Annotated in this window: 9 protein-coding genes; all 9 read right to left on the minus strand. The window is 63.8% G+C overall.

The features are described from left to right. Positions 1-214: 214 nt before the first annotated feature. A complete protein-coding gene (locus ACF8SD_RS08680) occupies positions 215-1,258 on the minus strand; it encodes a phytanoyl-CoA dioxygenase family protein (protein WP_392484582.1) in 1,044 nt (347 codons plus the stop codon). A 3-nt stretch (positions 1,259-1,261) separates the two neighbouring features. Further along, positions 1,262-3,388, minus strand: coding sequence for a capsular polysaccharide biosynthesis protein (locus tag ACF8SD_RS08685; RefSeq protein ID WP_392484583.1), 2,127 nt, complete (start codon positions 3,386-3,388; stop codon positions 1,262-1,264). A gap of 199 nt (positions 3,389-3,587) precedes the next feature. Further along, on the minus strand, positions 3,588-4,154 hold the full coding sequence (locus ACF8SD_RS08690) for a GNAT family N-acetyltransferase (RefSeq protein ID WP_392484584.1): 567 nt from the start codon (positions 4,152-4,154) through the stop codon (positions 3,588-3,590). A gap of 4 nt (positions 4,155-4,158) precedes the next feature. Then, the gene (locus ACF8SD_RS08695; protein ID WP_392484590.1) at positions 4,159-5,724 is read right to left on the minus strand and encodes an LTA synthase family protein; all 1,566 of its coding nucleotides are present in this window, start codon (positions 5,722-5,724) and stop codon (positions 4,159-4,161) included. A gap of 7 nt (positions 5,725-5,731) precedes the next feature. Beyond that, positions 5,732-6,508 carry an SDR family NAD(P)-dependent oxidoreductase gene (locus tag ACF8SD_RS08700; RefSeq protein ID WP_392484585.1) on the minus strand — a complete coding sequence of 259 codons (777 nt, stop codon included), beginning with the start codon at positions 6,506-6,508 and terminating at the stop codon, positions 5,732-5,734. After that, entirely contained in the window at positions 6,505-7,824 is a 1,320-nt protein-coding gene (locus ACF8SD_RS08705; RefSeq protein ID WP_392484586.1) for a capsule biosynthesis protein, read from the minus strand. The genes ACF8SD_RS08700 and ACF8SD_RS08705 overlap by 4 nt, the downstream gene beginning before the upstream one ends. Beyond that, a complete protein-coding gene (locus tag ACF8SD_RS08710; RefSeq protein ID WP_392484587.1) occupies positions 7,764-9,785 on the minus strand; it encodes a capsular polysaccharide biosynthesis protein in 2,022 nt (673 codons plus the stop codon). The genes ACF8SD_RS08705 and ACF8SD_RS08710 overlap by 61 nt, the downstream gene beginning before the upstream one ends. A gap of 287 nt (positions 9,786-10,072) precedes the next feature. After that, positions 10,073-11,125: a phosphotransferase gene (locus ACF8SD_RS08715; RefSeq protein WP_392484588.1), complete on the minus strand. Its 1,053-nt coding sequence runs from the start codon at positions 11,123-11,125 to the stop codon at positions 10,073-10,075. A 255-nt stretch (positions 11,126-11,380) separates the two neighbouring features. Next, positions 11,381-12,598: transketolase family protein (locus tag ACF8SD_RS08720; protein WP_392484589.1), on the minus strand; the 1,218-nt coding region annotated here is incomplete at its 5' end.

Consider the following 12,598-nt stretch of genomic DNA (forward strand, 5'->3'; position numbering starts at 1 on the left):
CGGCAACGGTGAATACCCAGAAGACATTGGCCAGCAGGCCCGGCCCCTTCGCGGGTGAACCCGCTCCTACATCGGGCGGGGTACACCGCCCAATGTAGGAGTGGCTTTAGCCACGAATACGGTGGTGGCTGCAACGGTGAACGGCCAGGCGTCAATGTCTGGCCGCCGCCATCCACACCAAAACCCACCTGACGCCCAGCTAACCCGCCGTGATTCAAATATGCGGCGGCTCATACGCATTCAGCTGCTCCACAAACCGCCAATGGCTCTTCTTGCCGAACCCCATCCACTGCTTCAGGCGAATATCCCAACGCATGTGGTGGTTGGCGATCCACGGCAAGGCGAACAGATGCGCCCCGCGCCACGGAATGAACGGGTTACGCCGCAAACTGGCATAAATTTCGACGCGGTGGCTGGCCTGGTGGCTTGCACAACGGGCATGGAACCCCGAGGTGTCAGCCACCACCAAGGTGTTCGCCGGCACCGCAAAACGCCGTGGCGGGGGCAAGCCAAGGGCGGCCAGTTCCGGCTCATCAATGCGGAACGAACCCTCACGGTGCATCTGCTCGCTGGAACGCGACGCCCCCAGGCTTTGCCGGTACTCCCAGGCCAGGCGCTCAGGCGTCAGCCGGTGCGAACCCGGTACATAACTGAACGGCCCCTGGTCATCCGCCACGTCGTCCAGAAACAACCAAGCCTTCGCCGTAGGGTGGAAGGTGTCAGCATGCAGGCGGGTTTGCGGGTCTTGGTCGGCATTGGCCGCATCAATCACGATCGACTGCAACTGGTAGGTAATACCCCCGGTATTGGACGACGCATAGGCAATCAGATCGCGCACCCCGCGGTCGGCCACGAACGCGGCGGTGGCCGGGTTGTGCGCCAGCACGTCCTGGTCCAGGCTGACCCGCCGGGTTACCGCACGGCCCTGGCGCATTTCCCAGCCGGTACTGCGCAAGGCACCCAACTCGGCACGCAGCGCCGCGAACTGCTCGGCCGGCAGGGCGTTTTCACGGATGAAAAAACCATTGTGCTCAAAATGCTCGCGCTCACCCGCAGCCAACCGCGAGGCCAGGGCATTGCGCCGATAACCCGCCATGGCCATCGCCAACTGGCGGCGCTGCACATGCAGGCCCAAGGCATTGAGCCGGGCACTGCCCAGCACCGGGTTGTTCTCGAACGACTTGGCATGGGTAGCCAGCTGCATGCAATGCCACGGCAATGCCGCGAAACGGCCGATGTCCTTGATCGAAACAGGCATGTTCTAGTCCTTTGATGGGGCCAGCGGCCGGCCGAAGCCAAGCATGGTCCGGGTATAGTTGAGCAACGGCGCCATTCGCCGGTCCGCCACCCGCGCCGGTTTCGGCGCGCTGAGGCAGGCGAGGGCGTGCCAGGCATCGCAGGGCAAGTCTTGCTGGACGTCGGCATAGCGCGCATAGCGCAACAAGGCGCCGGCTACCAACTGGTCCAAAGTAAGGCGCCGGGTACGGCGCGGCAATGGCTGGTGGTCCTCGGTCAGGCCCCAGCCGGCATAGAAAGGCGTGCCATAGGTCACCACCGGCACCCCGCGCAACAACGCCTCGAAACCCGCCGTGGAACTGAGCGTGTGCAGCGCGTCCACCTGCCCATACAGGCCAGCGATGTCTACCCCCGCCAACACCTGGTCGGCCAGCCCCTGCAGCTGTGCCGGGGCGATGTGCCCACGGCGCTTGCCGGCCTCTACGTCGGGGTGCGGCTTGTACAGGATCCACGCGTCCGGCAACCGCGCGCGTACCTGCTGCAGCAAGCGCAGGTTACAGCCGGCACCGCCACCGCTGCACAGCGCCGAGGCATCATCCTCGACCTGGCCCACCACCAGCACCCGCGCCTGGCCCGGCCGGGCCAGCAAGGCGGGCCGCAGCGTGCTGCGCAGGTTGAACTTGCTGGTGCCGGTGGCCACGATCTGCGCCCGCAGCCGCGCCGCTTCGGCCAGGCTGGCGGCATCGTACTCGCCATGCTGCAACAGCTGCTCCAGGTCGCTGGCAGAGTGCGCATCGTAATGAATGCCGCCACGGTCCAGCACCAGCGACAGCGCCGGGCTGTTGCTGGCGCCCAGCCCCGTGGAGCGCAGAAAACCATCCTCGACCCGCCACAGCGGCACGCCCGCCTGGGCTGCACGCGCTGCGAGCCCGGCCGGTTCGCGCGCAGCCCAGACCAGCAGCCGGCCCTGCTCGGCCGCCACCTGGCTGACCAATTGCGGGCTGTCCACACAAAAGCGCAACTGCCCCCAGCGGCTGGCAAAAAACCGCCGAATATTGTGCTGCTTGTGCCGCTTCACACCCAGCACCGTGGTTGGCCCGGCAAACGCCGCATCCTGGGCTTTTTTGCTGGCCAGCTGACGGGCTACGGTCAAAGCGTCGGTCAACTGCCCGGTCAACGGGTCGACGTAGCGGCAGTAACGTACGTAAGCCGCCGCCACCAGCTGCACCAGGTCTGGCCGGGCCTGCCGGCGCGGGATGGCCATGCGGTCATCGGTCAGCCCCCAACCCGCGTAGAACGGCAGGCCGAAGCAGGTGACCGGCACCCCTTGAATCAGCGCCTCCAGCCCGGCCTGGCTAGTGCCCACATACACCCGCTGCGCACGCCGGGCCAGTGACGCCCAGGCCACCGGCCGCGCCTCCAGCGTTACCCCGCGGGCCCGTGCCGCGTGCAGCAGGCAGCTGGGCTTCTGCCCGCCCAGGCAGTCCGGGTGAATGCGCACGCGTACATCGGCGCCCGGGTTTTCTGCCAGTGCCTCGTCCAGCATGCGCACATAGTCAGCCTCGCACAGCCCGCCGCCGGGGATCGAATAGTCCCCGGCCGTCTGGTCGACCACCAGCACCAACGGCCGCTCGCGGCCCAGCGGGTCGTCGGCCGGCAGGTCCCGGGCATTGTTGTACTTGCCGATGCCACTGCTACGCATCAGCGCAATCAGCGCGCGGGCGCTGTCCAGTTCATAGGCGCTGAGCGCCTCGGGCTGCTGCAGAATGTTTTCCAGCAGCGAAGGCCGGTCGGCCAGATAGTGGATACCCACCGGGTCGATCACCATCGACATCGGTGTGTCACCCTCGATGCCCAGCGAGGAAGAGCGCAAGAAGCCGTCTTCCAGGGCGATGTAGGGCAGCCCCCAGCGCTGGCACAACACCCGGGCGTGGGCCGACGACTGCTTGTAGCCGATGCCGGCAATAGCCTTCAGCCCCTTGGGCGCCTTGCGGCCGCGGCGCCACAGCCAGAACGGCGGGCCCTCCGGCCCAAGGAACTGCGGCAGATGCAGCACCTTCCAGGCCACCCATTGCGACATGATGCCGACCCAGCCGCCGCCCTCTACCAGCGCCTCTGGGGGCGTGAACTGCCCGGTGATGGAAGGGCTCATGGTAACCACCGCCTATCAAGCACAGCACAGACCATGTGGGAGCGGGCATGCCCGCGAAACAGGCGCCGCGGTGCATGGCACCGGCGTAGCCGGTGTTCGCGGGCTCGCCCGCTCCCACAGAGATTGCGCAAACTTTCAGATATTGAACAAGACAGTTGCTCCCACAACCCCGCCGCACATGGTTGTTCCAGAATATGCATTACACGGCCCGCCACATGTTACGCACCGGTGGGCAGGGCACCCAGCGCTTGCGACGCGGCGTAAAGCCGGTGTGCAGGTACAGGCTTTGCGCGCGCGGGTTGTTCAACGGCACCTCCAGCTCGACCTGGTGGAACCCCTGCGCGGCCGCGTGCGCACAGCAGGCCTGGACCAGCGCCGACCCCACGCCATGTTGCCGGGCAACCTTGCTGACCCGCAGCCCGTACAGCAAGAACGGGTAGCGCCACTCGCGCAGCTCGCTGAAGCAAAACCCAATGAACCGCACCCAGCCGGCCAGCACACCGAATTCCCGAATGAACGGCCGCCATTGCAAGGCAAATGGCCCGCGCCGCCCATGCTTGAACGCAGCAAAGCCCACAGCCTGGTCGCCATCGAACGCCAGCAGCACACGGTCCCAGTTTATGGCCGCGCCCAGCAAGCGATAGCGGCATGCGGGGTTGCCGATCAGGAACGCCAGCGAGCCCCGCCCCTCGGTCAGCAAGCGGGCGAGGGCAGGGGCTGCGGCGCGCTCCGGCGCCAGGTGCGAGCCCAGCACGATGCTCACCACGGCGTCAGGCTACCCCGGCCGCCGCAGCAGGCGCATGCCGCCCCGCCACTGGCGCCTGGGCATGGGCCAGCAAGGCGCTGGACAACTGCTGCACCCCCAGCGCACCGGCCTGGCAGCCAGGTTGGCGGCGGTTGGACCAGATCAGGTAATCGGTATCGCCCGCAGGTGCACCAATGGCCTGGTAAACCCCCGGCAAGATCGGGACGTGGTCACCGTAGAAGCACAGCAGTGCCTCGTTTGGCTGGGCCAGCAGGGTGTCGCGCAACATGCCCAGCATGCGGTCGGCATTACAGATATGCCGTACATAAGGGCCAAGGTCCTGCATGCCTGGTTGTAGCGGGCGGTCGAACCAGGCCGGCAGCTCGTGCGCGGCCACGCTTTCCAGGTGCAGCGGGCCGTGGTTTTCCATGGTGACGGCATGGATGAACAGCGGCTGGGTACGGCCCGGCCCCTGCAACAATTCGCGGATTTTCTCCGCTACCGCGCAATCACCAATGAATGGCCCGGCCTTTTGCCCAGCGTTGAACGCCTTCACATCGATGAACTCATCGAAACCCAGCGCCGGCAACACCTTGTCGCGGCCATAGAAACTGCCAGCGTAAGGGTGAATGCAGATGGTGCGATAACCCTGCGCCTTCAGCCGCGAGGCGATGCTGGGCAGCCCTTGGCGCGCCAGCACACGGTACGGGTTGAAGCGGTGCACCCCCAGCCGCCCGGTAGGGATGCCGGTCAGGTAGGCGAACTCGGTACGCACCGTATTGGCGCCCCAGGCCGCGACCTGCAGCTTGCCCCGGGCCAATGCCTGGCTGGCCAGCGCATCGTACTGCGCCAGCACCTGCGGGCGCACGCCTGGCCACAGGTCACGCACGTCGAAGAACGACTCGCTCTGCACCGATACCAAGTCTGGCTGCGCCCCTGCCTGCGACCTGTGCTGCGCAAAGCCCGATGCAGCAGCGGGCTTGCCCTGCGAAGAGGCCGCCACAGGCAGATCACCAAACGGCGACCCCAACCCCGCCCGATCCACCGGCGCCCGCGCCGCCCAGAAGTACCGCCACAAACTGGCTGCCAACCCCCAGTCCCGCACATCCCGCTCGGCATCAAAGCTTGGCTGTACCCGCCGATGGCCCAGCCGCAACAAGCCCAGGCCCACGACCAGCGGCAGCAGCGCCGCAAGCCGCGCACCCGGCACCTCGAAGCTCAGCCCCGCCCACAGGTAAAGCAGGAAACCCACCGCCAGCAACCCCGCCTTGGCAAACCCGAAGAACGGCAGGTACAAGCGCGGAAACTTCACCGCATCGCTGAAATATTCGAAGTCTGCGCACACGAACGGCTCGCGCAGCGAATGGTATTTCGCGTTGCTGACCAGCACGATCAGCAGCCACAGCAACAGCAGGTTAACGCCACTGAACAGTGGCCGCGCCGTCAGCGCATACAGCAGCGCAAAGCCCACGCACCACAGCCCGGCGTGCAGCAGCCAGCAATCGGCCGGGCGGCGCAGGGCAGGGCGAGGTTGCAGCAGGCGCTCGACCGCCACGGTCAGGCCAAGGCCGAGCACGGCGACTGGCAACAAGGAAACGTCAATCACTGTACTTCAGCCCACGCAGGATCATCGAAGAAAGCCACTGCGGGATAAGCCCCAGCAGCCAGGTGCCCAGATTGAGCGGGAACGGAAAGCTGATACGCGCCTGGTTCGCCGCCAGCCCGCGCTTGATGCGCCGGGCCGCTTTTTCGGCAGTCCACAGAAACGGCTTGGGCCCAGGCATTTCGAAGCACATCTTCGACTCCACATACCCCGGCACGATCACGTTCACTTTCACCCCTTCCGGCGCCAACCAGTCACGAATGGCCTCGCCATACACACGGATGGCCGCCTTGCTGGCGCTGTAGGTGGGCGTAACCGGCAGGCCGCGCCAGCCCGCCAGCGAACTGAACAGGGCGATCTGCCCGTTGCCACGGCTACGCATGGCCGGCAGGGCAGCCTCCACGGTGGCCAGCGCGGCCATCACGTTCACCTCCATCAGGGCGCGGCTGTCGTCCCAGTCTTCCGCCTCGCCATTGGCGCCCACCGCGGTGTTCAGCCCGGCGCCGACCAGCACCAGGTCGGGCTGGTGCTGCTCGCTGACCCGCCGCACCATCGCCCGTAGGGCGTCCAGGTCGCGTACGTCGAGCGCTTCTAGCAGCACTTCGGCACCGAGGGCGCGGCACTGCTCGGCCATTTCTGCCAGCCGCTGGTGGCGCCGGCCTTGCAGGATAAGCGTGACACCGGGGGCGGCGTAGGCCGGGGCCAATGCGCCACCAATACCGCCAGTGGCGCCGGTGATGAGGATGCAGCGGGGTGAGGCATGCGAACTCATAGGTATTTTTCGATTCTTGAAGTTTTCGCCATCAGCACTTCCAGGCAGTTGGCCACGGCCATGTCCATGCCGCAGGCGGTGTAGAAGCCGCCGTTGATTTGGGTGGTGTGGATGACGGTGTTGCGGAAACGCTGAAACAACGTGTTGTCGGGTGCCTCGGGCTGCTGCCAGAAGTCGTCCAGCCCGCCCTGATGGGTAAGCCCCGGCATTGCGTAGATTGGCTCAGCCAACGCACAGGTGGGGCGGTGGTGCAGGATTGCCGATGCCCCCGCGGTACTGTTGACGGTAATCATACCGGTGATGTGCGAAAGCAGCGTAGGCATGTGCCCGCTTTCCATGAAGTCGACACGCTCGGCCACGTCATACTTATGCGCCAGTTGCTCAGTTACCTTGCGGTAATTGACCAGCCCCGGCGTCAGTGGGTGGTTTTTCACCACCAAGCGTGCATCGAAGGAGGCGTTGAGCGAGAACGAATCAATCACATGCTCGATCACCTGGGCCATGTTCTGGAACGGCGAGTGGTCGCGGATTTGCGAGTCGCTGTCCAGTTGCAGCGGCAGCAGGAAAGTGGGGTGCCGCTCGCGGGCGACTTCAGCCACCAGCGCGTCGTCGTGCACACGGGCGCGCAGCAGGCGCATGCCCTGGCGGATGAAACCGGCATATTCCATGGCCGCATTGAACGGCGCATGAGTGCGGTAGCGAGGGAAGCACAGACGGTTCAGCGCGCCCCCGGCGTGGTACAGCACGTCATGCGTGGCGCGCGCGGCAAATGACAGTTTGAACGCATTGCCATTCTGATAGCGGGGAATGTGCTTGCCGACCTCCCGGTACCACTGCGGGTCACGTGGCAAGCGCGAGTTGTTGTTTACCCCATCGCGCTCCAGCGTCACCCAGTAGGGCCGGAAATAGCCTTCCTCGAACACATGCACGCGGATACCCCACAGCCGCGCCAGGGCCACAGCGGGGCGATGGACTGGGCGGCAGTCACCAAACAGCACCACATCGGTGATGTCCAGCTGGCGGAACACCTGGGCATACCAGGCCTCCATGTCTTCCGGGCGATGCGGACAGGTCAGCTGAGCGCCGCCGGGGCCATACAACGCGTCACCTACGTTGTAGCGCACGCTGTGCACCCGCTGGCCGATATCGCGCAGTCCCTTGGCCAGGCGACTGAAGAAGGGCGAGCTTACACCCTGTAGAAATAGAAAATTGTGAGACGGGATGCGCAGCAGCGGACCACGCGTCGCCCTTGCATTCAGTTGGTCGGGCGCTTCATGCCCAACAAACTGCTCAAGCGTCGTTTCAAGTCCTGCCATCGGGAGGGAGCTCCAGGCTGCGGTAAGGCGTGCCAGTTCTGTAGTTCGTATAGGGTGCGTTCGGCGGTGGTGAAGCGGTTGGTCACCAGGCTTACATAAGTGGGGTAGAGCAGCAGCGTGCCCGCTACCAATTGGTCCAGCGTGAGTTGCCGGCTGCGGCGCGCCCGTACCTGGGCTTGCAGGTCAAGGTCCCGGGTAAGCCCCCAGCCCGCGTAGAACGGTTGGCCATAGGTGGTAACCGGAACGCCGCGCAGTAGGGCCTCGAAGCCCGATTGCGAGGTCAGTACATGCAATTCGTCGACCACTTCCAGCAATTGCTGCAAAGGCGTGTCGCCGATCACTTCATCGCACCAGTGCACGGTTTGCGCTTCGTCGTCACCGCGTGCTCGCGTGCCGGCCAGCACCTCAGGGTGCGGCTTGTACAACACCCAGGCATCAGGGTTTTGTTCACGCACCGCGCGCAGCAGTTGCAGGTTGCTGCGGATACGGTTGCCGCCAAAACGGATGGACGCGTCGCCCTCTACCTGGCCAGGTACGAGGATCACCCGCCGTGCATGCGCGGGGCGCTGCCAGCGGGTGCCAGGCAAGTTGTACTTGGTAAGCCCTGCCGCGCAGATGGCCTGGCGCAAGGCCTGGGCACGTGCGAGCAGCACCGGGTCGAACGGCTGCTCGGCCAAAATGCGCTCTAGGCGCGACGGCCGCGTGGCGTCGTAGTAAATGCCCACGTCATCCACCACCCAGGACAAGGGCCGCGCCTTGCCGGCGCCCAGGCCCACCGACCGCAGAAAGCCGTCTTCCACTCGGTTGACTGGCAGAGGGTGGCTACAAAGATCAGTGTCGTGCTTGCAGCCCCAGGACACCACGGGCACATCTGGCGCCAGTGGTTGCTCGGGTTTGACGAAGCGAATGGCAGCGCCGTTGAAAAACAGGTTTGCCAGCGGCTCTTTCCAACGGCTGAAACCCAGCATCTGTACTGTGCTTGGTAATACGCTGCGGTGCCGCCTTTGCAAACCCAACCAGTTGATCAACACCTCGGGTGTGCAGGGCTCGCCTTGCTCCGGGCATACGTAGCGCGGGTAAGCAACCAGGCACGCATGGATCAATTGGGGCAGTGGCACGGCGTGACGCCGCGACGGAGCCGGCAAGCGGTCATGGGTCAGCCCCCAACCGGCATAGAACGGCATGCCCCATGTATGCACAGGTACGTCCCACAGCAGGGCATCGAAGCCCAGTTGCGAGGTCATCACGAACACTGCACGCAGGTGGGGCAGCAAGTCGGCCGGATGAATATTGCGCGCCAGCACCTGTACCCGTGGGTTGCTGGCCAGCGCGGCCAAGTCGAAGTGCCCGGCCTTGCGACCGGCCACTACGTCGGGGTGTACCTTGAGCAAGATGGTGCTGTGCGGGTAGCGCGCTAACGCTTCATTGAGCATGGCTTCGAAATCGTCGGCGCCTGCTCCCTGCAACGAGGCATCGCCACATGTCTGGTCAGCTACTAGCACGCAGTCTTCCGGCAACGTTGGGCGCTCGATGCGTGCGTCGTTGTACTTGGACACCCGCTGTTGCTGCCACAAGGCCCGCAGTGCGGTGGCGCGCTGGATTTGATCAGCGCTTAGAGGCGTAGCGATGAGTTGTTCGAGGCGCGACGGCTGGGTAGCGTCGTAGTACACACCTACGTCGTCCACGATCAGCGATAGCGGCGGTTCGTCGGCGCCTAGGCCGACCGAGCGGATAAAGCCGTCTTCTAGCGTGAGTACGGGCTTGCCGGCCTTCTGAGCTTCGGCTATCGCTTTGATAGCGCTGGGCTTGCGGCCCCAGGCCATAACGCGATCAGTTGATTTGATATTGCCCACGGTACCATTTTGCAGCGCGAAATCGGGCAGCAATGCAGGGAGCGTACTGATGCGCTGCGCACCTTTTGACAGGACCAGCAAGCGAGGGCGGGGCGAAGCGTCGTCCATAAACGTGGAGCGGTATCCATTCAGCAAAAGGGGGACCAGGGGCTCAAAGCCCTTCGGCACCGGTAAAAAAAGGATGGCGAATGTTAATACATATTCATATTCGTAGGCGCGCCGTTGAGCACAAATCGCGAAAAGAAATTAGAAGATCTGAGCAGATGCTGACCTATGGCATCAAATTGCTACCCAATCCGGACCCACTCGCGGTATACCCGCCCGCAAGGGATGAGCGTCCGGTACTCGAGCGGCGTAAGCTGCGGAGCCATGCACAGAAAAAACCACCTACAGATCTACCCGTCGTGGTGCAGCAGACCTAGCAAGTAGTTGTATTTTTCCAGCAGCAACGCCATCCGGTCACGTTCCTTGTACTCGGCAATCGTTTCCGGGCGCAGGCAATGGAACAGAGCTGTGAGTAGGAATACGTAGCGCAAGTTCCCGAGGGCCTGTTCCACGTTGAACCGTGCTGGCAAAGCGGTTCGGTATGTCTCGATGAATTCTGCCTGCGCTGTGAGGAACACTTTCATATCCTTGCGCCGGAACAAGCTGCCCAGGTAGGCACCGCCGTCGAAGCCTATGCGGCCAATCTTGACTTCACTCCAGTCGATCAGGTGTAGCTGGCCCTTGTCGAGAAACAGGTTTTTCTGCAGGTAATCCATATGGCTGATGCAACGAGGGCTACAGCGGGCGTTGCTGGCCAGTCTACGAGTTAGCGGGATGAAAGCCTTGAAGCGCTCGGCCAGGCCTGAAAAACGACGATCTTCAAGCCCCAGGTTCATCAGTTCAAGCAAGCAACGGGAGTAATTGAAGCGTGGCCGTAAAAGGAACCAGGGTCTGAAAAAATCCATACTCCACAAAAGGGGCGCCTTTCTTGAAGGCTGCTCTTTTAGGTAGTCATGGCTGAGCGACTCGAGCTCTGCGATGCCAAGCGCAAGCTGGTTGCCAATTTTATGCATGCGTGGCGGCTTACCGCGCACGAACTCTGTGAAGATCAAGCTTTCCCATGGGGTTTCGATAACGCCCAGGCACGCGGGGTAGTGAAACCGCGTAGTACCTGCCAGCCACCCTGCGGTGCGATGAAAGCGCGCCTCCTGGCTGCCGATAAAGGCTAATTTGCGAATCGACTTTTCCACTAGCTCAACAGGTTGGCCAGTGCACGGGTCCATCAGGCGATGGTGCCGTACGTAGTTAACGAAGGAGGCATTCCCGCCCAAAACTTCAGTGGTGATATCCAACGACTTGTGTCGCCACTGCGGCTTCAGGGCCCTCAACCGTTCTTCGACAGAGGTGCACCGCCAGCTGTACACAATTTTGCTGGGTGGGTGGGGGGTGAGGGAAGAAGTCATGACATCCATGTTGGCACGGGTAGGCGTGCGGTTTGAACCTGCGAAAGAGGACTATGCTGCCCGTATCAGACGGATGTATACAACCAAAAGTTGCAACAACGCATTGATTTGGAAGGCTATAAAAAGGAGTGCCGCTGGACGTCGAAGTGCTGCTTGGAGATCAAAACAGGCGAAGCGGGTCTCGGCGCCCCAAGCAGATGTGGGCCGGTGGCGGGCAAAGCATTCTCTGTCCGCCATCACTCGCCTTAGACCTTATCAGTCTTCCAGCAGCTCTTGGGCAGTACCGAGGATGTTCTCCAGGGTGAAGCCGAACTCCTCGAACAGGGCCGAAGCCGGCGCCGACTCACCGTAGGTGGTCATGCCGATCACGCGGCCTTCCAGGCCGACGTACTTGTACCAGAAGTCGGCGTGGGCGGCTTCGATGGCGATGCGCGCGCCCACTTCCAGCGGCAGTACGGACTGCTTGTAGGCAGCATCCTGGGCATCGAACACGCTGGTGCACGGCATGGAAACCACGCGTACCTTGCGGCCCTGCTCGGTCAGCTTGTCGAAGGCCTGAACCGCCAGGCCCACTTCCGAACCGGTGGCGATCAGGATCAGCTCAGGCTCGCCTGCACAGTCCTTGAGCACATAGCCGCCACGGCTGATGTCGGCGATCTGCTGCGCGCTGCGCGCCTGGTGCTGCAGGTTCTGGCGCGAGAAGATCAGCGCCGAAGGGCCGTCCTTGCGCTCCAGGGCGTTTTTCCAGGACACGGCGGATTCAACGGCGTCAGCCGGGCGCCAGGTGTCCAGGTTCGGCGTGCTGCGCAGGCTGGTCAGCTGCTCGATCGGCTGGTGGGTAGGGCCGTCTTCGCCCAGGCCGATGGAGTCGTGGGTATACACATGGATCACGCGCTGCTTCATCAGCGCCGACATGCGCACGGCGTTGCGGGCGTATTCCATGAACATCAGGAAGGTCGCGCCGTAAGGCACCAGGCCGCCGTGCAGGGCAACACCGTTCATGATGGCGGTCATGCCGAACTCGCGTACGCCGTAGAACACGTAGTTGCCGCTGGCGTCATTGGCTTCGACGCCCTTGCAGCCCTTCCACAGGGTCAGGTTGGAACCGGCCAGGTCGGCCGAACCACCGAGGAACTCGGGCAGCAACGGGCCGAAGGCGTTCAGAGCGTTCTGGCTGGCCTTGCGGCTGGCGATGGTTTCACCCTTGGCAGCCACTTCTTCGATGTAGGCCTGGGCCTTGGCACTGAAGTCGGCCGGCAGTTCGCCGCGGGTACGGCGCTTGAACTCGGCAGCCAGCTCCGGGTAAGCCTTGGCGTAGGCGTCGAAGCGCTGGTTCCACTCGGCTTCGACCTGGGCACCGGCAGCCTTGGCATCCCACTCGGCATAGATGTCGGCCGGGATTTCGAACGGGCCGTAGTTCCAGTTCAGGGCCTGGCGGGTCAGGGCGATTTCGTCGTTGCCCAGCGGTGCGCC

This window comes from Pseudomonas sp. CJQ_9 (genome assembly GCF_043106615.1).
Lineage (GTDB): Bacteria > Pseudomonadota > Gammaproteobacteria > Pseudomonadales > Pseudomonadaceae > Aquipseudomonas > Aquipseudomonas juntendi.